Below are 23,162 nucleotides of genomic sequence, written 5' to 3'. Positions count from 1 at the left end.
TCGCTGTCACCCTTGGTGCGTGGAGTCCCTCACGAGACTCCGAGTTGTCCGGATAGGACCATGACGGCCGCGCCGCGCAGAACGATGTCCTGCCCGTGCTCGGTCATCCGGAGCCTCAGATCACGGTTGAATTCCGCCATCGTCCGGGTCCGGAGCGTGTCGACGGTCGCCTCGTGCAGCGGGCCGTCAAGCAATTGGGCCGGGCCGCTGAGCACGACCTCGGAGAGGTTCAGCGCCCCGACCACGGGAGCGAGCACGATGCCGAGTCGTCGGCCGGCCTCGCGCAGGATGTCGTCGCGAGCGGATGCCGCGGCGTCGCCGTGCTCGCCCTGCTCGGCGAGCCGGGCGGTCAGCCGCGGGACCGCGAGCCAGGTCTCGAGGCATCCGACCTTGCCGCAGGCGCAGCGCGGGCCGCCGTCGGTGCCGACGACGACGTGGCCGATCTCGCCCGCCGCGAAGCCGCCGCCGACCACGGGGCGTCCGCCGATGATGAGACCGGCGCCGACACCGTGGCCGACCTTGACGAGCAGGAGGTCGTCGTGGTGCGAGGAGCCGTGCTCGGCGAGCACGGCGACGTTCGCGTCGTTCGCGACGTGCACGGGCAGCACGAATCGGGCCGAGATGCGGTCCTGCAGGGCGACGTCGCTCCAGCCGAGGTTCGGAGCCGAGCGCACGACGCCGTGCGGGTCGACGACACCGGGCGAGCCGATGCCGATGCCGAGCACCGGGGTCGTGGTGCTCGCGAGCAGTCGCTCGACGAGCAGCTCGACGAGCAGCTCGGCGGCTTCGCCGGTCGCGCCGTCGCGGCAGACCTCGTGGCGGTCGATGATCTGGCCGTCGAGGCCGACGACCGCGCCGCGGAAGACCTCGTGCTCCGAGAGGTCGACGCCGATGATGTGGAACGCGTCGCGGTCGACGTCGATGAGCGTGGCGGGCTTGCCGGGGCGGGCGTCCTCGCGCTGGCCGAGCTCGATCACGAGGCCTTCGGCGATGAGGGCGGCGACCAGGTCGGAGATCGTGACCCGGGTGAGACCGGTCTCGCGCGCGACATCCGCCCGGCTCTGGGCGCCGGCCGTGTAGAGGGTCTGCAGCACGAGGGCGCGGTTGTGGGTGCGGGCGTGCTCCGGCAGCACCTTGCCGGTGGGCCGGAGGGCGCGGGAGCGGCCGAAGATGACGGCGCCGGGGCCGGATGCGGCGTGCAGCTCGGACGCCACCAGGGAGGTGGGGGGCGTCGGCTCCGTGGTGACCGGGCCTCGCTGCGCATCCATTGCAGTCACGTTTGTTAGTAAACCTTACGAACAAACTCGACGCAACCGTTCGCGCCGATTTCCTCCCGGTGTTACCGAGTTGTGACCAGGGAGCGGATGCCCCTTCCGTCGGCGTCCGCCTTCGCGTCGAGCCGCCCGCCGATGGCGCGGAGCGCCGCGAGGATCGTCACGAGGTCGACGACCTCCTGCAGGATCGCGCCGATCGTCGCCGGGATCACCCCGAACGCCGCGATGACCATGAGCCCGATGCTCACGATGATGCCGAGCCAGATGCTCTGCAACGCGATGCGCACGGTGTCGCGACCGATCTCGACCGCCTTCGCCGTGCGCGAGATGTCGTCGACGAGGATCACCGCAGCCGCCGATTCGCTCGCCGCCGTCGCGCCCTTCGCCCCCATCGCGATGCCGACGTCGGCCGCGGCGAGCACCGGCGCGTCGTTCACGCCGTCGCCGACCATGATCACCGGCCGCTCGGCGATCGCCGCGACCTCGGCGACCTTGTCCGCCGGCAGGCAGTCGGCGCGCACCCGCGTGATGCCGAGCTCCGCCGCGATGTGGTCGGCGGTCGCCTTCGCGTCGCCCGTGAGCATCATCGTCTGGTGCACGCCGAGTTCGCCGAGGCGCGCGAGCGTGGCCGCCGCGTTGTCGCGCAGCCGGTCGCTCGCGAGGATCGCCCCAGCGAAGCGCCCGTCGACGGCGACGTAGACGGCGAGCTCCCCCGGCGCGATCGCGGTGCGCTCCGCCTCGTTCGCGTGCTCCCGTACGAACGCGAACTTGCCCACCACGACCTCGCGCCCGTCGAGCTTCGCCGTCACGCCGTTCGTCGCGGCCTCGCGCGCCCATTCGGCTTCGACGAGCGGCAGGCCCCTGTGCTTCGCCGCCTCGATCATCGACGTCGCCAGCACGTGCGACGAGTACTGCTCGGCCGAGGCGACCGCCGCGAGCAGCTCGTCCTCGCCGAAGCCCGGTTCCGGGCGGATCGCGACGAGCGTCGGCGAGCCGTAGGTGAGCGTGCCCGTCTTGTCGAACACGGCGGTCTTCGCGGCGGCGAGCTGCTCGAGCACTCCCCCGCCCTTCACGATCACGCCGTTCCGCGCTGCGCGGCTCATGCCGCCGATGAATGCGACCGGCGCGGCGATGAGGAGCGGGCACGGCGTGGCGAGCACGAGCACCTCCGCGAAGCGCGCGGGATCGCCGGAAGCCCACCAGGCGACCCCGGCGAGCGCGAGCGAGAAGACCGTGAACGGCACCGCGTAGCGATCGGCCAGGCGCACGACCGGCGCCTTCGAGTCGGCGGCCGCCGTGACGAGGGCGACGATCTGCTGGTACTGGCTGTCGGCGGCGGATGCCGCGGCCACGACCTCGACCGCGGCCTGGCCGTTGATCGAACCGCTCAGCACGAGGTCGCCCGCGTGCTTCTCGACCGGCACCGACTCCCCCGTGATCGAGGACTCGTCGAAACTCGCCTCGGTCGAGCGCAGGGTCGAGTCGACGGGCACGATCTCGCTCGGGCGCACGAGCAGCACGTCGCCGACCCGCACGTCGCTCGCGAGCACCTCGACGATCGACTCGCCCTCCATGCGGTGCGCGTGCTGCGGCGAACGCGTCAGGAGCGCATCGAGCTCGCGCTTGGCGCGGCGGTTCGCGTAGTCCTCGAGCGCGGCCCCGCCCGTGAGCATGAGCACGACGAGCAGCGCGGCGACGTACTCGCCCACCAGCACCGTCGCCACGATCGCGGTGACCGCGAGGATGTCGAGACCCCAGTGCCCGCGCAGGATGTCGCGCACCATCCCGACCGCCTGCCACGCCGCGACGCCGAGGGCGTAGATGCTGAAGATCCACTGCACGGCGGCGCCCGCGCCGGTCAGCGCGAGCACGATGCCCAGCAGGCCGATGCCGAGCGTGAGCGTGACGACCCAGTACCTGCGTGCGAGCTTCAGAAGGCGTGCCATGCGCCCATCCTCCCCGAATCGGCGGCGCACGCACGATGGAAACGCGAACGGGGGCCGGATGCCAGTGGCATCCGACCCCCGTCTCGAGGCGTGTCGACTACGCGGCGATGCGCGCCTTCAGGTTGTCGGCCAGCGTCGCGAGGAACTCCTCGGTCGTCTGGTAGCCCTGCTCGGGGCCGACGAGGAGCGCGAGGTCCTTCGTCATGGCGCCCGACTCGACCGTCGTGATGACGACGTCTTCGAGGGTGGCGGCGAACTCGATGAGCTCGGGGTTGCCGTCGAGCTTGCCGCGGTGCGCGAGGCCGCGCGTCCAGGCGAAGATCGAGGCGATCGGGTTCGTCGAGGTCGGCTTGCCGGCCTGGTGCTGGCGGTAGTGACGCGTCACGGTGCCGTGCGCGGCCTCAGCCTCGACGACCTTGCCGTCGGGAGTGGCGAGCACCGAGGTCATGAGGCCGAGCGAGCCGAAGCCCTGCGCGACGGTGTCGGACTGCACGTCGCCGTCGTAGTTCTTGCAGGCCCAGACGTAGCCGCCCTCCCACTTCATGGCCGAGGCGACCATGTCGTCGATGAGGCGGTGCTCGTAGGTGAGGCCGGCGGCGTCGAACTGCGCCTTGAACTCGGTGTCGAAGATCTCCTGGAAGATGTCCTTGAAACGGCCGTCGTAGGCCTTCAGGATCGTGTTCTTCGTCGAGAGGTAGACGGGGTAGTTGCGCGAGAGGCCGTAGTTCAGCGAAGCGCGCGCGAAGTCGCGGATCGAGGCGTCGAGGTTGTACTGCACCTGCGCGATGCCGTCGCCCGGGGACTGGTACACCTCGAACTGCTGCGCCTCGCCGCCGTCCTTCGGGGTGAACGAGACGGTGAGGGTGCCCTCGCCCTTGAAGAGGAAGTCGGTGGCGCGGTACTGGTCGCCGAAGGCGTGACGGCCGATGATGATCGGCTTGTTCCAGCCCGGCACGAGGCGGGGGATGTTCGAGATGATGATCGGCTCGCGGAAGATGACGCCGCCGAGGATGTTGCGGATGGTGCCGTTCGGCGACTTCCACATCTTCTTCAGGCCGAACTCCTCGACGCGCGCCTCGTCGGGCGTGATCGTCGCGCACTTGACGCCGACGCCGTGCTTCTGGATGGCGTGGGCCGCGTCGATCGTGATCTGGTCGTCGGTCTCGTCGCGCTTCTGGATCGAGAGGTCGTAGTACTCGAGGTTCACGTCGAGGTACGGGTGGATGAGCGTGTCTTTGATGGCCTGCCAGATGATGCGCGTCATCTCGTCGCCGTCGAGTTCGACGACGGTGCCTTCAACCTTGATCTTGGACAAGAGGGTCTCTCCTTGGATCTACTGGGGGAAACGGGGAAGTGTGCGGGCGGTCGGACACGCCGTCTGCCAGCTTACCGCGTCGCCCGAATATCTCGACATCGAGAGAATTCCGACCGCGATCGCTCAGATCGCGGCCTTGTCGCGGGCGGCCGTGAGCAGCTCGTCGAGCATGGCGCGCTGGAGCTGCACCGTCGAGTACGTGCCGACGACGAGCAGGTCGTCCCCATCGGTGACGAGGCTGTAGCTGATGTACGTGGGCAGGGTGCCGCCGGACTCGGCGAGCAGCACGACGACGCCCGACTCGGGGTCGCTGAGGTCGGCGAGGCTCACCTGACCGTCGCATTCGGCGCCGTCTGCGGCGATCTGCTCGACGAGCGCCTGCCAGTCCTCGTCGGAGTCCTGCACGATCGAGACCGAGAGCTGGGCCTGCATCCATTCGAGGTCGAACATCCGCGAGGCGTCGGGCTCGACCGACACGCCGCCCGAGAAGTCGCCGCCGCAGACGCCTCGCGAATCGTCGCCGGCCTCGGCGTCGCCGGCGTCGTCGCTCGGTTCGGCGGCGTCGGGCTGTGCGATCCAGCCGTCGGGCAGGTCCTCAGCGGTCGGCAGCCGGTCCTCGGCGGGCACCCCGGCGACGGTCGGCTCGGCGCTCGGCGCCGATCCGGCGCTCGAGGCGCACCCGCTCAGCAGGATCACCGAGGCGATCACCAGTCCCGACAACGTGAACCCTCGACGCATGATCTCCCGCTTCCTCCGACGACAACCCGCGAGAGACTATCAGCGGCCAGGCACCTCGGCTGGCAGTTCGCCTTTGTTTCGTCTCGGCTACCGACGTTGCGGCCCCACGCGTTAGCCTTGGCGCATGGCTGAGCTCAGACTGGAAGACCTGTCGGCGTCGAACATCGTGGCGGCGAACTCACTGTCGCTGAAGCCCGGCCAGGAGCAGTTCATCGCCCCGGTCACCTACTCCGCCGAGTCCTCGGTCGTGAACCCCGCCACCGCGTGGCAGCGCGTGGCGCTGCTCGAGGATCGCGTCGTCGGCTTCATCCACGGCAACTTCGACCCCGAGAACGAGCACGAGGAGTTCCGGGCCTGCATCTGGCGCATCAACGTCGACGCGGAGGTGCAGGGCAAGGGCGTCGGCCGCTTCCTCGCGACGGCGCTCGCCGAAGAGGCCAAGCACCGCGGCTTCGACCGCATCACCGTGCTGTGGGAGCCGGGCGAAGAGGGGCCGGAGGCGTTCTTCCACCGCATCGGCTTCACCGACATCGGCGAGACCGCGTACGGCGACGTCATCGGCGCACTCGAACTCTGACCCGCACCCCGAGCGATCGGCGCACCGGATGCCGCAGCAGCACGCCGAGGGGTTCGTCGAGGCCGTGCTCGTGGTGGTCGCCGACATCCCGCCCGGTCAGGTCGCGACGTACGGCGATGTCGCTGCGCTGCTCGGCTCGCGCGGCGCGCGCGCCGTCGGGCAGGTGATGGCGCGTTCCGGCGCGGACGTGCCGTGGTGGCGCGTCGTCCGCGCGGGCGGGCGCCCGCCCGCGGGTCACGCCGAGCGAGCCCGGCAGCACTACCTCGACGAGGGCACGCCGCTGCGCCCCTCGAACGATGACGACGGCTATCGCATCGACCTCTCGGCCTGCCGCTGGCGCGCCTGAAGCCGACCCGTCGGCGGCGGCGTCAGTGCGCGTCGAACCCCGCGAGCGGAATGCGGACGGTGATGGTCGTGCCCGCCCCCGGCTCGCTGTCGAGGCGGAACCGCCCGCCGACGGCGTCGACGCGGTCGGCGATGCCGAGCATGCCGCTGCCCTCGGGTGCCGCCCCGCCGACCCCGTTGTCGCGCACCACGAGCTCGAGCTCGCCGTCGACGAGTGCGGCGCGCACCCACCCCCGGGTCGCCTGCGCGTGCTTGGCGATGTTCGCGAGCGCCTCGGAGACGACGAAGTACGCCGTCGACTCGACGACCTCGGGGAGGCGCCCCTCGGGCTGCACGTCGATCTCGACCGGCACGGGGCAGCGGCCCGCGAGCTCGGGCACGGCGAGCGCGAGCCCGCCCGACGACAGCAGCGAGGGGTGGATGCCGTGCGCGAGCTCCCGCAGCTCCTTGAGGGCCTGGTTCAACATCAGGATCGTGCCGTCGAGTTCGACGCCGAGCGGCTCGACACCGCGGTCGCGGGCCTGATTCGCCGCGAGGCGCAGGCGCATGCCGAGGGAGACGAGGTGCTGCTGGGCGCCGTCGTGGAGGTCGCGCTCGATGCGGCGCCGCGCCTCGTCGCCCGCCTCGAGGATGCGGCTCCGCGACTGGCGCACCTGTTCGAGGGTGCGTTCGATCTCGGATCGCAGCCGGCCGTTGTCGACCGAGAGGCGCAGTGCGCTCGAGACGCCGTCGAGCAGGCGCATGTTGTCGGTCAGCACCCGGTCGTGGCGGATGACGGCGATCGGCATGCCGGTCGGCGAGGAGACGGGCAGCAGGCCATGGTCGCTGCGAAGGGCGGCGGGCCCTCCGTCGAGCGGCTCCCCCGAGGCATCCGCGTACCTGCCCCGCTCCTCGTCCCACCAGTAGACGCGCACGGAGGCATCGCGCAGGGTGCGCGCGAGCGACTCCGCCCAGAGGCCCCGATCGGCGCCCTCGCGCGTGATGCGCATGAGGTCGGCGACCCGGGCGCGCATGTTGCGCGCATGGGAGATGCCCGCGACGAAGCTGACCGGGATCGAGGCGATCGCCACGAGCGAGACCGTGTCGAGCACGAGATCGGCACCGCCCGACGCGTACGCCGCGGCCTGCGTCGCGAGGGTGATCACCCAGGCGATCAGGGCGATCGGCATGAGGAACGCCACGGTGCGGGCGGGCACGCTGCCGCGCACCCAGCGCACGAGCAGTCGCACGGCGATGACGATCGCGAGCAGCACGCCGACGAGCCGATATCCGATGTCGATGACCGCGAACACGCCGGGTGCGTCGGCGACGAGGTAGGGGTTCGCCGTGCAGTCGCAGACCGCGGGCGACGGCTGGCCGAGCAGCAGCACGCCGAGCAGGTAGCCGACCGAGGTGACGAGTGCGATGCCGGCGATCCAGCGATCGACGCCGTCGATCAGCCGTCCGCGCGGATAGAGCAGCACGAGGATGCCGGTGAGCACCGCCCACCACAGGTGCACGCCGTAGACGAAGGGCCAGAGCCAGGCCACGTGCTCGATGACGCGGAGGAACGAGAGTGGGATCCAGACGAGCGGGAAGGCGACCATGAGGCGAGCCGGCAGCCGCGACGGGCCGATCGCCCATGCCACCCCGGCGCACGCCGCGAACACGAGCGGGACGATCGCGTGCAGCGTGGTCCACGACACCTCGCGGCGCAGCTCGGCGGGTGTCGCGACGAATCCCGTGATCTCCATCGTGAGGCTCGCGGCGACGACGAGTGCGATGACGATCGAGCGCCTGATGATCCGGCCCTTGCGGCCGGGGGCCATCACCTCGCGCCGAGGAGCGTCAGCACCGCGAGCACTCGACGGTGGTGCTCTGGCGACTCCTCGAGGTCGAGTTTCTGCAGGATGGAGCGCACGTGCGTCTCGACCGTCTTCAGCCCGAGGAAGAGCGTCTGCGCGATGCCCCCGTTGGAGTACCCCTGCGCCATGAGCTCGAGCACCGAGCGCTCGCGTTCGGTGAGGCGCGAGAGCGGATCGTCGGCGCGCGTGCGCTGCACGAGCTGCTCGACGACCTCGGGGTCGACGACGGAACCGCCGGATGCGACGGTCTCGACGGCGCGCACGAGGGTCTGCGGTTCGGAGACGCGCTCCTTCAGCAGGTAGCCGGTGCCGCTGCCCGCGCCCATGACCCGCAGCGCGTACTCGGGCGTCGCGTACATCGAGAGCAGCAGCACGCCGATCGTCGAGCCCTGGGCGCGCATCTCCTCGAGCGCGAGGATGCCTTCGTCGCGGTAGCTGGGGGGCATGCGGATGTCGAGCACGGCCGCGTCGAGTCCGCCGCGCGCCGCGACCTCGAGCAGTTCGGCGCCCGTGCCGACCGAGGCGACGACCTCGAGGCCGCCGTCGACGAGGACCTTCGCGATGCCCTCGCGCAGGAGGAGCGCATCGTCGGCGATCGCGACCCGGAGGGGACGTTCGGGCGTCTCCATAGCTCCTCCAATCCGAAGGCAGGCGTGACCACGACGGTGTGTCCGCCTGCCGCGAGCGTACCGTGCACGGGCACCTCGCCGCGCGCCCAGTTCAGGGGGTACCCCGAGGCGGACGCCGGGGTACCCCGTCAAGCTGGAACATTCGGCTCAGACGAGCGAGTCCCGCCAGGCCGCGTGCATCGCGGCGAAATGGCCCGTGCCGGCGATGAGCTCGGCCGGCGAGCCGTCTTCGACGATGCGCCCGTGCTCCATCACGAGCACCCGATCGGCGATCGCGACCGTCGACAGGCGGTGCGCGATGATCACCGCCGTGCGGTCGGCGAGGAGCTTCGTGAGGCCCTCCTGCACGAGTCGCTCGCTCGGGATGTCGAGCGAGGAGGTCGCCTCGTCGAGGATCAGCACCGCCGGGTTCGCGAGGAACGCCCGCGCGAAGGAGATGAGCTGCCGCTGCCCGGCGCTCACCCGGCCGCCGCGCTTGTTCACGTCGGTGTCGTAGCCGTTCGGCAGCCCCTCGATGAACTCGTGCGCACCGACCGCCATCGCGGCGCGCACGATCTCGTCGAACGACGCGTCGGGCTTGCCGAGCGCGATGTTGTCGGCGACCGAGCCCGAGAACAGGTACGCCTCCTGCGTGACCATGACGATCGCGCGCCGCAGATCCTTCGGATGCAGGTCGGTGAGCGAGACGCCGTCGAGCGTGACCGCGCCGTCGCTCGGATCGTAGAAGCGCGCGATGAGCTTGGCGAGCGTCGACTTGCCGGCACCCGTCGATCCGACGAGGGCGATCGTCTGCCCCGCGGGGATGTCGAGATCGAAGCGCGGCAGGATGACACGGTCCTTCGTGTACGCGAACTCGACGTCGTCGAAGCGGACCCGCCCCTCCGCGTTCCACAGGTCGACCGGCTTCACCGGATCGGGCACGCTCGGCTCCTCCTCGAGCACGCCCGAGATCTTCTCGAGCGCCGACGAGGCCGACTGGTACCCGTTGTAGAACATCGCCATGTCCTCCATCGGGTCGAAGAACCGCTTCGTGTAGAGCACGGTCGCGAGCAGCACGCCGACCCCGAGTGCACCGTCGACGACGCGGAAGCCACCGATGACGATGGTGGCCGCCACCGCGGTGTTGCCGATCAGGGCGAGGCCCGGGTTGTAGACCGCGAAGAGGCCGAGCACCTTCGCGTTCACGTCGCGGTAGTCCTCGACGAGTCCGCCGAACTCCACCTCGTTGCGCCGCTGCTTGCGGAACGCCTGCACCGCGCGGATGCCCGTCATGGTCTCGACGAACTGCACGATGAGCTTCGCCGACGCCACGCGCGAGCGCCGGAACAGCGACTGCGACCGCACCTGGAACCATCGCGTGAGGATGCCGAGCGGGATCAGCGCGACGAGCAGCACGAGCGCCGACGGAGCATCGACGATCACGAGCATGACGCCCGTGAACACCATGTACATGAGCCCGCGCACGAGGAGCGTCAGCCCCTCGTCCATGAGCTCGCGGATGGCGTCGAGGTCGCTCGTCTGCCGCGAGATGATGCGCCCGGAGGTGTACGACTCGTGGAACTCGAGCGAGAGCTTCTGCGTGTGCAGGAACACCCGGGTGCGGAGGTCGATGAGCACGGCCTGGCTGATGCGCGCCGACATCCGGATGTACACCGAGATGAGGAACGCCCCGACGAGCCCGGTCAGCAGGTAGGCGACGCCGGCGAACGCGACGGGGAACCAGTCCTGCTTCATGAGTGCGGGGATGCCCTGGTCGATGCCGTACGCGATGAGCGCGGGGCCGGCGACCTGCGCGGCCGACGAGACGACGATGGCCGCCGCCGTCAGCCACAGCTTGCCCTTCAGCGGGGCGAGCAGCGAGCCGAGCAGGCGCCGCGAGCGAGCGCGGATCTGCGCGGACTCCGCCTTCGAGTAGTCCTGGCGTTCTTCTCCCTGTACACCGGTGACGCTCATGATGCCGCCTCCTCTCGGATCGTGGTCGGGGCGTCGACGGCATCGACGCCGGTGCTTCTGCGCTCGTCGTCCTCGAGGCTCGTGATGACGAAGCGGTAGTGCTCGCTCTCCCGCAGCAGCTCGGAGTGCGTGCCGACGGCGGTGATCCGCCCGTGCTCGAGCAGCGCGACCCGGTCGGCGAGCATGACCGTCGAGGGCCGGTGCGCCACGATGAGCGCCGTGGTCGAGGCGAGCACCGATCGGAGCTCGGCCTCGACCCGCGCCTCGGTCGCGACGTCGAGCGCCGAGAGCGGGTCGTCGAGCACGAGCACTGCGGGCTTGGCCGCGACGGCGCGCGCGAGCGCGAGCCGCTGCCGCTGCCCGCCGGAGAGGCTCATGCCCTCTTCGCCGACCTTCGTGTCGAGGCCGTCGGGCAGCTCGAAGGCGAACCCGGCCTGCGCGATGCGCAGGGCCTCGCCGAGCACCCGGTCGGCTTCGGCCCGCACCGCGGGGTCGTCGCCCGCGAGCTCGGGTCGACCGAGCAGCACGTTGTCGCGCACCGAGGCGCTGAAGAGGGTCGCATCCTCGAACGCCATCGCGATGTGGGTGCGCAGCTCGTCGCGGGTGAACGCGCGCACGTCGACGCCGTCGAGCATGACGGAGCCCGCGGTCACGTCGTAGAGACGCGTCGTGAGGGCGGTCATCGTCGTCTTGCCGCAGCCGGTGAGGCCGACGAGGGCCATCGTCTCACCGGGCTCGAGCACGAGGTCGACGCCGTCGAGCAGGTCGCCGAACCGCTCGGGCGAGTCCTGGTAGCGGAAGTGCACGTCGCGGAAGGAGAGCTCGCCGCGCGGACGGTCGAGCGAGCGGGCCTCTGCGGGGTCGACGATCGTGTTCTCGCTGTCGAGGATGTCGAAGAACCGGTCGGTCGCGGTGCGCGCGTCGAGTGCGAACGCGAGCATGAAGCCGATCGACTCGATCGGCCAGGCGAGCACGGTCGCGGTCGCGAAGAACGCGACGAGTTCGCCGACGCTGAGCTGCCCCTGGGAGGCGAGCCAGACACCCACCACGAGGCAGAGCGACAGCGCGATCGCGGGCACCACCATGATCCACACCCAGATGTTCGCGTCGAGGCGCGCCTTCTCGATCTCGGTGCTGCGCAGCGACTCGGCCTGCGCGCGGAAGGTCGAGAGGGCGTGCTTGCCGCGGCCGAACGCCTTCAGCACGCGGATGCCGTGCACCGACTCCTCGACCGCGGTCGCGAGGTCGCCCGCCTGGTCCTGGCTGAGCCGCGACATCTCGGAGTAGCGGCCCTCGAAGCGCCAGCCCGCCCACCACAGCGGCAGCGAGCAGACGAGGAAGATGAGCCCGAGGAACCAGTTCATCGACATCAGGATGCCGACGCCGACCACGATGATCACGACGTTGGCGCCGGTCAGCACGAGGCCGAACGACAACCAGCGGCGGATGAGTCCGAGGTCGCTGACCGCGCGCGAGAGCAGCTGGCCGCTCGGCCAGCGGTCGTGGAAGCTGACGGGGAGGTCCTGCAGCTTCGCGTACAGGGCGTTGCGCATGCGCGCCTCGACCCTGGTGCCCGGGCCGACCACGAGCCAGCGGCGGACCGCGAAGAGGATCGCCTCGACGGCGCCGAGCACGAAGACGAGCAGCGCGAGCGGGATGACCGCGTCGGCCTCGCCCTTCGCGAGCGGCCCGTCGACGATCTGCTGCAGCACCTGCGGGATCGCGAGCGCGATGAGCTGGGCGACGAGCGCCGCGGCCATGCTGCCGGCGAAGGCCGGCATGGCGGGACCGGCGTACTCGCGCAGTCGCCAGAGCGCGCGAACGGTACTGAGGCGAGGGGGCTGCGACGCGGGCTCGGGCGCGTCGGGAGCGGTCGGCGTTTGCAGGGTGACGGACACAGCCGGTTTCCAATCGGGATTGGGAGCGCCGAGCGCCCATGGAAGGGCCGGTCGGCGAAAGGGAAGGAGAGGAGGAATCCGCGGAACGCGAGAATGCGTGAGACCGCGGAGCAGGCGGAGCCTGCGCTTGTATTCGGTAGCGAACTACAGGCGGTCTACCCGGCGAGCCCGACGAGGTACGCCGGGCGGGCAGAGCCGGAGTCCGCAATCGTGCGGGCGTCGGTGTCTGTCTGCATGGTGTCCTCCTGCGTCATCGTCTCGAACCCTCGAGGCCGGTCGGAACTCGTTCCTCGGCCAGCCCTACAGAATATGGGCTCGAAAGGGTGGCGCGCAAGACCCACCACGGGGATAGGCTGTGCGGATTCGTCGCTGTGCGGTGACGACGGTGCGACCCGACCCGACCCGTCCGAAACGGCGCTCTACCGCCGCGCACACGACCCGACCGACGAGGAGCGCGCGTGGGAGCGGCACGGACTGCGTTCGCCCGCGCGAACGCGCGTGCCGGTGTGCTCGCCGCGATCGCCGCGGTCGTCCTCCTGCTCTCCGGCCTGTCCACCGCCGTCATCGACTCCCTCGCCGGGTCCTCGGCGAGCGGGCTCCGCAGCGGCCTCGCCTCGGCGCAGGGCACGACGGGCGCCGCACGCTGGCAGATCCGCGTGGCGCACGACCCCGAGGCCCAGGCGGATGCCGCGGCATCCGTGCTCGATCGAATGATCACGCCGTTCGACGCGTCCTGGAGCCGCAGCGTCGAGACCGCGCCGGTCGATGCGACGAGCGGTGATGCGACGTTCGGCGCCGTGCTGCTCGCCGACCCGGCGGCGCAGGAGCGCTCGGAACTCGTCGAGGGGGCCTGGCCGGAGGATCCGGAGGCGGTCGCCGCGGCCGCCGCCGAGACCGCCGTGCCCGCGACGCTCCACGCGGCAGCCGCCGAGGCGCTCGGCCTCGCACCGGGCGACGTCGTCGAACTCGCCGGCGCCTCCGCGCCTCGACTCCTCGTCGTCGGCACGTGGCTGCCGCTCGAGCCGAGCGACCCGGCGTGGTTCGGAGAGGGCGTCGTCGCCACCGGCGCGACCGCCGACGGCGCCGGCCCGTTTCTCGTCGCAGAGGCATCCACCCTCGATCTTCCGGCCGCGGTCGTCGTGCGCTGGACGGCCGTCGTCGACTCCGCCGCGGGGACCCCCGATTCCGCACGGCTGCTCCGTGCCGAACTGCCCGACGTCGAGCCCGCCCTTCGCGCGGAGCCGGCCATCGGCACCGATGGCCTGAGCGCGCTCGGCGGCCTCGAGGCGACGCTCTCGCGACTCCTCGCGAGCCTCGGCGCCGTGCGGGCCATCGCCCCGCTGCCGATCCTGCTCCTCGCCTTCACCGGCTTCGCGGCCCTGACCCGACTTGCGACACTGCTCGGTGCAGCCCGACGCGGTGAGACGCTGCTGCTCCGCGCTCGCGGCGCCTCCGCCGGTCGTCTCGCCCGCGACACCGCGGTCGAGGTGCTCGTGCTCGGCGTGCCGGCCGCGATCATCGGTGCCACAGCGGCCGAGGCGGTGCTCGCGGCCGCTCGACCGGGCGAGGCCCGCGACTGGGGCGCAGCAGCCGTCGTGGCCTCCGTCGTGCTCGGCAGCACGCTGGTCGTCGTCGCAGGCCGCGCCTGGCTCGACGCGCGGCGGCCCGTCGTCCGAGGCGCGGGCGACGAGATCGGCCGGGTGGCGCGCGGCCTCGCGACCGGCGGCGGCGTGCTCCTCGTCGTGCTCGCCGCCGTCGCGTTCTGGCAGTTCCGGCTCTACGGCTCGCCGCTCGTGGCGAGCGCGTCGGGCGGCGTGGAGGTCGATCCGATCGCCGTGCTCGCACCGATGCTCGTGCTCGTCGCGCTCGCCCTCGCCGCGCTCTGGCTGACGCGTCCGATCGACGCCGTGCTCGAGCGGTTCGCGGTGGCCCGCCCTGGGCTGGTGCCGTCGCTGCCGATGCGCCAACTCGCACGCCGCGCATCGCTGTACTCGGCCGCGTCGCTCGTCACGATGCTCGCGGTCGCCGGACTCACGCTGTCCGCAGCGTTCGCGGGATCATGGCAGGGCATCGATCGCACCGCCTCCGCGCTCGCGACCGGCGGTGAGGTGCGCGTGTCGTACGCGGGTCGCGAGGTCGTGCAGGGCCCTGATCCCCTGGCGCTCGAGAACGGCCTCGACGGCATCGAGGGCGTGACGGCCGAGGCTCCGGTCTTCCGCGGCGAGGTGCGGATCGGTTCGGACCGCGCGATCGTGGTGGCGCTGCCCGTCGGCGACTCCGGCATCGCGCCCGGCACGGGCGTGGCGAGCGGCTTCTCGGCCCTCGAGGAATCGGCCGCCGCGGCCGGCACCGCGCTTCCTGCCGGCACCACGACGCTCGACGTCGCCGTCGGACTCGATGCACCCGCCGGCACGAACGGCGCCGTCGCCGTCGCCGCGTGGTTCCTCACCGCGAACGGTGCCGCGACGCCGGTGGCAGCGGTGCCCGTCGACGTCGCGGCCGGCGGCGGCACCGTGCGCCTCGACGTGCCCGACGCCGAGGGGCTGCGATTCATCGGCCTCGACGCCTCGCTGTCCGGCGCGGCGGGCGCCGACGTCCTCGTCTCGTTCGGCGCCATCTCCCTCGACGGTTCGAGCGTCGCCGGCCCCGGCTTCGAGGTCGAGCGCGAACACCTGCTCACCTCGAAGGCGCCCGCCTCCCGTGCGACGCTCATCGACGGCGGGAGCGATCCGCTGCCCGTCGTGCTCGGCGCCGACCTCGCCGAGCGCATCTCGGCCCGGGTCGGCGACGTGTTCGCGTTCCGCGTGCTCACCGGCAGCGCCGAGGTCGACGCCGTCGTGGCCGGCGTGCTCCCCGTGGTGCCGACGGCCGGCGACGACGGTGTGCTCGCCGACCTCGGGGCGTTCGAGCGGTACGCGTTCGACGCCGGCGCGGGTGTCCCGGCGTTCGGGGAGCGATGGATCGCGACCGCCGAGCCCGACCGGCTCGCCACCGACCTCGACCGCGAACACGGCTCGACCGTCATCGCGGATGCCAGGTCGGCGTCGTCGTCGGCTCCGTTCATCGCCCCGGCGATCGCCGTCCTCTGGATCGGCGCCGCCGGCGCGCTCCTCTTCGCCCTCATCGCGATCGTCGCCCTCGTCGCAGCACTCCGCGGCAGCCGACTGGGCGAGATCGTCGTGCTGCGCGCGCTGGGCGTGCCGGCGCGCACGCAATCGCGGGCACGCCTCGCAGAGCTCGCCGTGGCGCTCGGCTCGGCGGTCGTGATCGGTGCGATCGTCGGCGTCGCCACGGCGCTGCTCACCGCACGTGAGCTCGCGAGGGCCGCGGTCGCCGGCGTCCCGGCCGTCGTGCCCGTCGAGTTCGGCATCGCCCTGGCGCCATGGCTCCTCGGCATCGCCGCCTTCCTCGGGCTCGCCGCGGCGATCGCAGTGGGCGCCGCGGCATCCGTTCGGCGCATCGCCGCGCGCCCGGGGCTCAGACAGGAGGAAGGATGACCGCCGGCCACCGTTCGCGGCTCAGCACTCCGGGCCTCCTGCGACGCCAGTTCTTCGCAGGGCCGCTCGCGTCGATCATGCTCGCGCTGCTCGTGCTCGCCGGCGCGCTGCTCGCCACCGGCGTGCCGCGCGCGGTCGCCGCGATGCACACGGCGGCGCTCGAGGACTCGCTCGACCAGTTCGCAGCGCGCGAGATCGACGTCGTCACCTCGAGCCGCAACCTGCCCGAGCTCGGCGCGTCGAGCGGCGACACGACCCTCGACCCCCGGATCGACGCGGTCTGGGGCGCACAGGAGCAGCGCCTGCTCGACATCCGTGCCGGCATGCCCGAGTTGCTGGCCGGCGTCACGGGCGAGCCGCTCACCGCGCTGGTGACCGGACCGGCCAAGGCCAGCGTGCCCGGTGCCTCGGCGGATTCCACCTCGTACCAGCTCTTCACGACGTTCGACCCCCGGATCCGCGAGCACATCGCGCTCACCGGCGGCGAATGGCCCGCGACACTGACCGGACCGGTCCCGGGAGGCACGCCCCTCGAGATCGTCCTCGCCGACGCGGTCGCCGAGGAGATGGACTGGGCGCTCGGCGACGACCGTTCGATCCCGATCGGCACGGACCCGCAGGACGTGCGACTCGTCGGCACCTTCGCGGCGATCGACCCCGACGACGGGTTCTGGTCGCATGTGCCGCAAGTGGCGCTCGAACCGTCGGTCGCGTACACGCCCGGCGGATACATCGAGGTCACGGGCCTCGGGTTCGCCGACCCCGTCTCGTGGTCTGCGCTGCAGGAGTCGAACCTGCCGACGGCGATGGACGCGTGGTTCCCGACGCTGCCCGACCGCATCCGCGCCGCGGACACGGCCGAGCTCGTCACGCAGCTCGGCGAGTTCACGAGCCAGGTGTTCGTGCTCGGCGGCGGTTCGTGGGAGTACTGGTTCGCGACCGTCGGCGAAGTGGCGTTCACGAGCGGCCTCACCGACGCGCTGAACGACGCGGCGGTCGCGGCGAGCGCGAGCGACGCCGTGCTCGCCACGATCGCCTCGGGCCCGATCGGCGTGATGGTCGCGGTGCTCGTGCTCGGAGCCCGCGTCGTCTTCGAGCGACGTCGCACGGGCCTCGAGCTGGCTGCCGCCCGCGGGGCCTCGCCAGGGCAGCTCCGCGGCATCCTCGCGCTCGAAGGACTCGCCATCGGCGTGCCCGCCGCGATCCTCGGGGGCCTGCTCGGCACGCTGCTCATCGCCGCAGACGGCGGCGCGGCGGGCTGGGCGATCGCGGCGCTCTTCGCCCTGACCCCGGCAGTGCTGCTCGTCGCGGCGGAGCCGGGCCTCAGCCCGCTCCGAAGGGCCAGGGCCGATCTCGGCAAGCCGGGCACCGGGCGCTTCCGTTGGATGGCCGAGGTGCTCGTCGCCGTGCTCGCGGTCACCGCCGTCGTGCTGCTGTACCGCCGCGGCCTCGCCACCTCCACCGCGTCGACCGGGGTCGATCCGCTGCTCGCCGCTGTGCCGCTCCTCCTCTCGCTGCTCGCGTGCCTCGTCGTGCTGCGGGTGTACCCGATCCCCCTCGCCGCACTCGTACGAACCACCGCGCGCCGAGCCGGCCTCGTGCCGTTCCTCGGGTCGGCGCGGGCGCTCCGCGACCCGTCGGCAGGGCTCGTGCCCGTGCTCGCCGTCGTCGTCGGCGTCTCGGTCGCCGTGTTCTCCTCGGTGCTGCTCGGCACGGTGCAGTCGGGCGTCGAACGAGCCGCCGACGCACAGGTCGGCGCCGATGCATCCGTCGGCGGCACGCCGTTCACGCTCGAACAGCTCGACGAGTTCGCGGCGGTGCCGGGCGTCGCGGCGATCGCGCCCGTCTATTCGGCGAAGCCGACCAAGGTCACCGCCGACGGGCGATCGCGCACCTCGACGCTCATCGTGATCGACACGGAGGAGATGCGGCAGGTGCAGCAGGGTCGCGACTCGTCGACCCCGCTCCCCGCCGGCCTCGACGCGAGCGACGCCGACGACGTGCCGGTGCTGCTCTCGAAGACGGTGTCGGACTTCGTCTCGGACGCGGACTCCGCCGAGCTCGACGGCGAGGACTTCGACGCGCTCGGCGCCGTCGACGGTCGCACCGCGTTCTCGCCTCGCGCGAACTGGGTGCTCATGGACGTCGACAACGCGAAGCCGTTCACCGCGACGCTGGTACCCCGAACCGTGCTCGTGCGCTTCGACGAGGGCACCTCCGCCGCCGGGGCCGACGAGATCACCGCCGCCCTCGCCGAGATCGCCGGCGACGACGCCGTGGTCGTCACCGCCGACGACGTGCTCTCCGAGCTGCGCGAGCGGCCGACGACGCAGGGCCTCGTGATCTCGCTCATCGTCGCGATCGTGCTGGCGAGCCTGCTCACCGCGCTCGCGATCGTGCTCACCCTCGTCGTCGGCCGCCCGGCCCGCGACCGCCTGCTGCCGCTGTTGTCGACACTCGGCCTCGGCCGCCGCGGCGAGCGCGCGCTCGTCGTGTGGGAGATCGGCCCGGTCGCGCTCATCGCGCTCGTCGCCGGTGCGCTGCTCGGCGCCGCGCTGCCCTTCGTCGTGCTCGCGGGCATCGACCTGCGGGCGTTCACCGACGGCGACGCCCAGCCGGCCGTGACGCTCGACCCCTGGCTCATCACCGCGGTGCTCGCGGGCAGCGTGCTCGTGACGATCGCCGCGGCCGCCGTGGCATCCCGCATCGACGGCAGCGTCAACGCCGCTCGCGCGATGCGCAAGGAAGAGGAAGGATGACCCCGTGACCCGCACCGACCAGCAGGCCCCGGCATCGACCCCGCAGCACCACGCCTCCCCCGGCGCCGGGGCGGAGCCGCACGTGCTCTGCACCGACCTCGTGCGCATCTTCAGCGCCGACGGCGTCGAGGTGCAGGCCCTCCAGGGGCTGAACCTGCGCGTGGACCCGGGCGAGATGGTCGCCGTCGTCGGCGCTTCGGGATCGGGCAAGTCCACGCTCCTGACGATCCTCTCCGGGCTCGACACCGCCACCGCCGGTGTCGCGCGGGTCGCCGGTCACGACCTGCTGTCGATGGGCGCACGCGAGCGCGTCGCCTACCAGCGGCACACGGTCGGATTCGTCTGGCAGCAGACCTCGCGCAACCTCCTGCCCTACCTGACCGCGGCCGAGAACGTCGCGCTCGCGATGAACGTCGCCGGCACCCTCCGCGGCGCGGCGCGGGCGAGCCGCGTCGCAGAGCTCCTCGAGCTGCTCGACGTCGGCGAGCTGCACGACCGGCGCCCGGGCGAGCTCTCGGGCGGGCAGCAGCAGCGCGTCGCGATCGCCGTCGCCCTCGCCAACTCCCCCGAGGTGCTGCTCGCCGACGAGCCGACCGGCGAACTCGACGAGTCCACGTCGGCCGCGGTGCTCGAGGCGATGCGCGGCGTCAACGAGGAGCTCGGCGTCACCACCCTCATCGTCACGCACGACCCGACGGTGTCGGGCCATGTGCGCCGCACGGTGCAGATCCGCGACGGCCGCACCTCGACCGAGGTGCTGCGGTCGACCCGCGTCGACGAGCACGGCGAGGAGCAGCACATCGCCGAGGAGTTCGCGGTGCTCGACCGGGTCGGGCGCCTGCAGCTGCCGCACGACTTCATGCAGAGCCTCGAGCTGCGCGATCGCGTGCGACTCGCGCTCGAGGCCGATCACGTCGGCGTGTGGCCGGGTGACGAAGGGCGAGCGGATGCCGCGCCGCCGCCGGATCGGCCGGCGACGCCCGCTGCGCCCGATTCCCTCGCTGCGCCCGAGGCCCCCGCCGACCCCGAGTCCGCCGCCCCCACGACCCGGCGCGCCCGACGCGCCGAGGAGCGCGCGGCCGAGGCATCCGTCACCGACGCACCCGAGGAGGGGCGATGAGCACGCTGCGCGCCGAATCGATCAGCCGCGTCTTCGAATCGAAGGCCGGGGCGGTGCACGCGGTGGCCGACGTCTCGCTCGAGGTGCGGCCCGGCGAGCTGCTCGTCGTGACCGGCCCGTCGGGCGCCGGCAAGACCACCCTGCTGAACCTGCTCGGCGGCCTCGACACGCCGACGAGCGGGCGCGTGCTGCTCGGCGACGACGAGCTCTCGGCCCTCGGCGACGACGAGCTCGCGGCCGTGCGGCGCGACCGCCTCGGCTACATCTTCCAGTCGTTCGGGCTCATCCCCGTGCTCTCGGCGGCCGAGAACGTCGAAGTGCCGCTCCGCCTCCAGCGCATGGACCCCGCCGATCGCGATGCCCGCGTCGCCGAGTCGCTCGAACTCGTCGGGCTCGCCGGGCATGCGGCCCAGCGCCCGTACGAGCTCTCGGGCGGCCAGCAGCAGCGCGTCGGCATCGCGCGGGCCCTCGCCGCGCGCCCCCAGCTGCTGCTCGCCGACGAACCCACTGGGCAGCTCGACAGCGGTACCGCCGCGACCGTCATGGACCTCATCGGCGAGCTCGTGCACTCACGCGGCGTCGCCGCCGTCGTCACGACCCACGACCCGGCCCTCGTCGGCCGTGCCGATCGCGTGCTCGAACTGCACGACGGCCGAGCGGTCTCGCTCAGCGCACCCGTACCGACAGGCAGGTGACGCAGCCCTCGAGCTTCTCGAACTCGCCGATGTCGACCGTCACGACCCGGTAGCCGAGGCTCGCGATCATCGCGGCGGTCTGCGGCGCCGACGACGACATGAGCAGCGACTCGCGCGACAGCTCCACCACGGCGACGCCCTCGGGCTCGAACACCGGCAGGAAGCGCGGGAAGAGGGTCGTGACGTCAAGCAGCGCCGGGTCGCCGATGATCGTGCCGTCGGGCAGTGCCGTGACGGCGCTCTTCAGGTGCAGCGCCTTCGTGATCGGCACGGCGACGACGGTGTAGCGGTGCGGCGTGAGCAGGGTGCGCAGCTGCCGGATGCCCTCGGCGTTCGTGCGATCGGACGCGCCGACGTAGACCGTCGAGCCGACCTTCAGCACGTCGCCGCCGTCGAGGGTGCCCGGCAGCTCGATGCGCGTGACCGTGAGCCCTGGCACGTTGCGCACCGCGCGCTCGACCGCCTCGACCTCTGCGCGGCGCGACTCCGCGCCCGGGCTCGCGAGCACGGCGAGGTCGCCGAACATCACGACCATGTCCTCGACGAAGACCGAGTCGGCGAGCTCGGGGGCCGCGTCGACCTCGATGGTCTCCCAGCCCTCCGCCACGAGGGCTGCGCAGTAGTTGTCCCACTGCTGGTCGGCGAGCGACTGGTCGATGGGCTGCCGGTCGCGGTGCGTGAGCACGGCCTCGTCGAGGTTCGACGCGGGGATGCGCACGAGCGCGATGCGCCGGTCGATCGCCTCGGGCGCGTAGGCGAGGATGCCGCGGAGCACGATCGGGGCGAGCAGCATCTCGCCGACGATGATCGAGAGGATGAAGATCAGGTTCAGGCTCACGAGCGAGCCGATCACGAACAGGAAGATCGCTCCCGAGAACGGGTTGCCGGCGGCACTGGCCGTCACCGTCGTCGCGATGAGCGCTGCGAGGCAGCCCGAGGTGAAGCCCGTGATGAGCGTCAGGAACCACGCGCGCGTCGCCCCGACCGCATTCGCGACCGAGAGCAGCACCCACGCGATGAAGGCGGCGAGCGCGAAGTGGCCGAACACCTGGCCGAGCACCTGGGGCGACTGCCCGCTGCCGATGAAGAACGCGAGCAGCGAGACGAACATCGCCGCGAGCGCGACGGCGGCCGACGATGCGAGCACCGCCGCCACCCGCCGCCCCGGGGTGATCGCCGGCGTGAACCGGGCAGGGGCGGTCGGCGGCATGGCGGGGGACGTCATGGCACGAGCCTACTGGCGCGCACGCGCACTCCGCTCGCGTGCTCCGATGCGCGGAGCGGGCCCGGCCGGCATGCCGGCACGGTCGCGAAAGCGGCACCCCGGAAGCCCGGGATGCCGCCTCCGCGAGAGTCAGCGCCCGGCGTCGAGCCGCGTGCGTGCGAGCCGCTCCGCCGCCTCGAGCGTGGTCGTGCCGTCGGCACGAGCGCTGCGCAAAACGGATGCCACGGTGTCGCCGATCCCCTCGATGCGGGCATCGAGCGCGGCCTGGTCGGCGCCGGGCACGCTCGCGACGTCGAGGTAGATGACCCCGCCCGCGTTCACCACGAAGTCGGGAGCCCAGACGATGCCGCGCTCCTGCAGCAGGGCGGCGACGTCGCGCGAGGCGAGCTGGTTGTTCGCGGCGCCGACGACGGCGGCGACGCGGAGTTCGCGCACCACCTCGGGCGTGAGCACGCCGCCGAGTCCGCACGGCACGAAGACGTCGGCCTCGACGAGGTGGGCCTCCGCCGGGTCGACCCAGGCCGCGCCGAGCTCGTCGGCGAGGGCCCGCTTGCCCTCCGCGACATCCGTCACGGTGAGGCGGGCTCCGGCCGCGGCGAGGCTGCGCGCCAGGCGGCCGCCGACCTGCCCGAGGCCGGAGATCACGAAGTGCCGGCCGGCGGGGTCGTTCGAGCCGAAGACCTCGCCGAGCGTCGCGAGGATGGAGGCGTGCACGCCCGCTGCCGTGGCGTCCGCCGGCTCGCCGACGCCGCCCTGCTCGGGCGGGAGGCCGCAGACGTGCTCGGTGCGCTCGTGCACGACGGCCATGAGCTCGGCGCTCGTGCCGACGTCTTCGGCGGTCATGTAGGCGCCGCCGAGCGACTCGATCGCGTCGCCGAGGTCGAGCATGGCGTCGTGGGTCGTCGCGGCGTCGATCGTCGTGCCGGCCGGGATCGCGATGACCGACTTGCCGCCGCCGCGCGAGAGGCCCGCGGCCGCGTTCTTCATCGTCATCGCCTGCGAGAGGCGGAGTGCGTCGGCGAGACCGTCGGTCCATCGGCCGTAGTGCCAGAGCCGGGCACCGCCGAGGGCCTGCCCGAGACGGGTCGAGTGCACGGCCACGATGATCGTGAGCCCGGAACGGGCGCCGCGGGTGATGAGCACCCGTTCGTGGTCGGGTGCCTCCGTCGGCAGTGCTGCGCTTGCGCCGGTCGCGGGGTTCGCCGGTGCGTGGGTGATCGTCATCGATCGTTCTCCTTGAATCATCCGCTTCGTGGGCGGAACCTGACCCGGCGCCTCATGAGCACGGGTTCGATTCAAGGGTACCGCCGTCGGGGGGGGGTGCTAGCCCCAACCACACTGCGCACC

General features: G+C 72.2%; 16 protein-coding genes. 6 read left to right on the top strand and 10 right to left on the bottom strand.

Features of this window, described 5'->3' with window-relative positions; genetic code table 11:
* Nucleotides 1-29: 29 nt before the first annotated feature.
* The 4 genes from ACFTQE_RS13615 to ACFTQE_RS13600 form a co-directional block, all read right to left on the bottom strand.
* On the bottom strand, nt 30-1,268 hold the full coding sequence (locus tag ACFTQE_RS13615; protein ID WP_376925578.1) for an ROK family transcriptional regulator: 1,239 nt from the start codon (nt 1,266-1,268) through the stop codon (nt 30-32).
* Nucleotides 1,269-1,339: 71 nt separating this feature from the next.
* Nucleotides 1,340-3,220: a heavy metal translocating P-type ATPase gene (locus ACFTQE_RS13610; RefSeq protein WP_376925577.1), complete on the bottom strand. Its 1,881-nt coding sequence runs from the start codon at nt 3,218-3,220 to the stop codon at nt 1,340-1,342.
* Between the two features lie 97 nt (nt 3,221-3,317).
* Complete coding sequence (locus ACFTQE_RS13605) at nt 3,318-4,535, bottom strand: NADP-dependent isocitrate dehydrogenase (protein WP_375835031.1); 1,218 nt, start codon at nt 4,533-4,535, stop codon at nt 3,318-3,320.
* A 123-nt stretch (nt 4,536-4,658) separates the two neighbouring features.
* Nucleotides 4,659-5,255: a hypothetical protein gene (locus ACFTQE_RS13600; protein ID WP_376925576.1), complete on the bottom strand. Its 597-nt coding sequence runs from the start codon at nt 5,253-5,255 to the stop codon at nt 4,659-4,661.
* 142 nt (nt 5,256-5,397) lie between these two features.
* Between ACFTQE_RS13600 and ACFTQE_RS13595 the strand changes: the two genes are divergently transcribed.
* Entirely contained in the window at nt 5,398-5,850 is a 453-nt protein-coding gene (locus ACFTQE_RS13595; protein ID WP_074260178.1) for a GNAT family N-acetyltransferase, read from the top strand.
* A 28-nt stretch (nt 5,851-5,878) separates the two neighbouring features.
* Complete coding sequence (locus ACFTQE_RS13590) at nt 5,879-6,196, top strand: MGMT family protein (RefSeq protein ID WP_376925575.1); 318 nt, start codon at nt 5,879-5,881, stop codon at nt 6,194-6,196.
* Nucleotides 6,197-6,218: 22 nt separating this feature from the next.
* Here ACFTQE_RS13590 and ACFTQE_RS13585 read toward each other — a convergent pair whose 3' ends face one another.
* From ACFTQE_RS13585 to ACFTQE_RS13570, 4 genes are all read right to left on the bottom strand, one after another.
* The gene (locus ACFTQE_RS13585) at nt 6,219-8,003 is read right to left on the bottom strand and encodes a sensor histidine kinase (RefSeq protein WP_376925574.1); all 1,785 of its coding nucleotides are present in this window, start codon (nt 8,001-8,003) and stop codon (nt 6,219-6,221) included.
* Complete coding sequence (locus tag ACFTQE_RS13580; RefSeq protein WP_375835044.1) at nt 8,003-8,668, bottom strand: LuxR C-terminal-related transcriptional regulator; 666 nt, start codon at nt 8,666-8,668, stop codon at nt 8,003-8,005. Before ACFTQE_RS13580 ends, ACFTQE_RS13585 begins: the two co-directional genes overlap by 1 nt.
* Before the next feature lie 147 nt (nt 8,669-8,815).
* Complete coding sequence (locus tag ACFTQE_RS13575) at nt 8,816-10,621, bottom strand: ABC transporter ATP-binding protein (RefSeq protein WP_376925573.1); 1,806 nt, start codon at nt 10,619-10,621, stop codon at nt 8,816-8,818.
* The gene (locus ACFTQE_RS13570) at nt 10,618-12,507 is read right to left on the bottom strand and encodes an ABC transporter ATP-binding protein (protein WP_376925586.1); all 1,890 of its coding nucleotides are present in this window, start codon (nt 12,505-12,507) and stop codon (nt 10,618-10,620) included. The genes ACFTQE_RS13575 and ACFTQE_RS13570 overlap by 4 nt, the downstream gene beginning before the upstream one ends.
* Before the next feature lie 470 nt (nt 12,508-12,977).
* Between ACFTQE_RS13570 and ACFTQE_RS13565 the strand changes: the two genes are divergently transcribed.
* The 4 genes from ACFTQE_RS13565 (at nt 12,978) to ACFTQE_RS13550 (ending at nt 20,590) form a co-directional block, all read left to right on the top strand.
* The gene (locus ACFTQE_RS13565; RefSeq protein ID WP_376925572.1) at nt 12,978-16,016 is read left to right on the top strand and encodes a hypothetical protein; all 3,039 of its coding nucleotides are present in this window, start codon (nt 12,978-12,980) and stop codon (nt 16,014-16,016) included.
* Nucleotides 16,013-18,775 (top strand): FtsX-like permease family protein, encoded by a 2,763-nt coding sequence (locus tag ACFTQE_RS13560; RefSeq protein ID WP_376925571.1) that lies wholly within the window; start codon nt 16,013-16,015, stop codon nt 18,773-18,775. The genes ACFTQE_RS13565 and ACFTQE_RS13560 overlap by 4 nt, the downstream gene beginning before the upstream one ends.
* 82 nt (nt 18,776-18,857) lie before the next feature.
* Entirely contained in the window at nt 18,858-19,895 is a 1,038-nt protein-coding gene (locus ACFTQE_RS13555; RefSeq protein WP_376925585.1) for an ABC transporter ATP-binding protein, read from the top strand.
* Complete coding sequence (locus ACFTQE_RS13550; protein ID WP_376925570.1) at nt 19,892-20,590, top strand: ABC transporter ATP-binding protein; 699 nt, start codon at nt 19,892-19,894, stop codon at nt 20,588-20,590. The genes ACFTQE_RS13555 and ACFTQE_RS13550 overlap by 4 nt, the downstream gene beginning before the upstream one ends.
* Here ACFTQE_RS13550 and ddaH read toward each other — a convergent pair.
* Nucleotides 20,562-21,815, bottom strand: a complete 1,254-nt coding sequence (gene ddaH / locus ACFTQE_RS13545) for a dimethylargininase (RefSeq protein ID WP_376925569.1) — start codon at nt 21,813-21,815, stop codon at nt 20,562-20,564. The genes ACFTQE_RS13550 and ddaH overlap by 29 nt on opposite strands.
* Nucleotides 21,816-21,944: 129 nt before the next feature.
* Nucleotides 21,945-23,039: a Glu/Leu/Phe/Val dehydrogenase dimerization domain-containing protein gene (locus ACFTQE_RS13540; RefSeq protein ID WP_376925568.1), complete on the bottom strand. Its 1,095-nt coding sequence runs from the start codon at nt 23,037-23,039 to the stop codon at nt 21,945-21,947.
* Nucleotides 23,040-23,162 lie beyond the last annotated feature (123 nt).

The organism is Agromyces sp. NPDC056965, from assembly GCF_042673425.1.
Classification (GTDB): domain Bacteria; phylum Actinomycetota; class Actinomycetes; order Actinomycetales; family Microbacteriaceae; genus Agromyces.
The sequence above is the reverse complement of the archived record's forward strand: the minus strand, read 5'-3'. Positions and strand labels throughout refer to the sequence as shown.

Excerpts from the sequence above, each read along its gene's own strand:
- ACFTQE_RS13615 (WP_376925578.1), bottom strand. The coding sequence starts at position 1,268 with ATGGATGCGCAGCGAGGCCCGGTCACCACGGAGCCGACGCCCCCCACC.
- ACFTQE_RS13610 (WP_376925577.1), bottom strand. The coding sequence starts at position 3,220 with ATGGCACGCCTTCTGAAGCTCGCACGCAGGTACTGGGTCGTCACGCTC.
- ACFTQE_RS13595 (WP_074260178.1), top strand. The coding sequence starts at position 5,398 with ATGGCTGAGCTCAGACTGGAAGACCTGTCGGCGTCGAACATCGTGGCG.
- ACFTQE_RS13590 (WP_376925575.1), top strand. The coding sequence starts at position 5,879 with ATGCCGCAGCAGCACGCCGAGGGGTTCGTCGAGGCCGTGCTCGTGGTG.
- ACFTQE_RS13585 (WP_376925574.1), bottom strand. The coding sequence starts at position 8,003 with ATGGCCCCCGGCCGCAAGGGCCGGATCATCAGGCGCTCGATCGTCATC.
- ACFTQE_RS13580 (WP_375835044.1), bottom strand. The coding sequence starts at position 8,668 with ATGGAGACGCCCGAACGTCCCCTCCGGGTCGCGATCGCCGACGATGCG.
- ACFTQE_RS13575 (WP_376925573.1), bottom strand. The coding sequence starts at position 10,621 with ATGAGCGTCACCGGTGTACAGGGAGAAGAACGCCAGGACTACTCGAAG.
- ACFTQE_RS13560 (WP_376925571.1), top strand. The coding sequence starts at position 16,013 with ATGACCGCCGGCCACCGTTCGCGGCTCAGCACTCCGGGCCTCCTGCGA.
- ACFTQE_RS13550 (WP_376925570.1), top strand. The coding sequence starts at position 19,892 with ATGAGCACGCTGCGCGCCGAATCGATCAGCCGCGTCTTCGAATCGAAG.
- ddaH (WP_376925569.1), bottom strand. The coding sequence starts at position 21,815 with ATGACGTCCCCCGCCATGCCGCCGACCGCCCCTGCCCGGTTCACGCCG.
- ACFTQE_RS13540 (WP_376925568.1), bottom strand. The coding sequence starts at position 23,039 with ATGACGATCACCCACGCACCGGCGAACCCCGCGACCGGCGCAAGCGCA.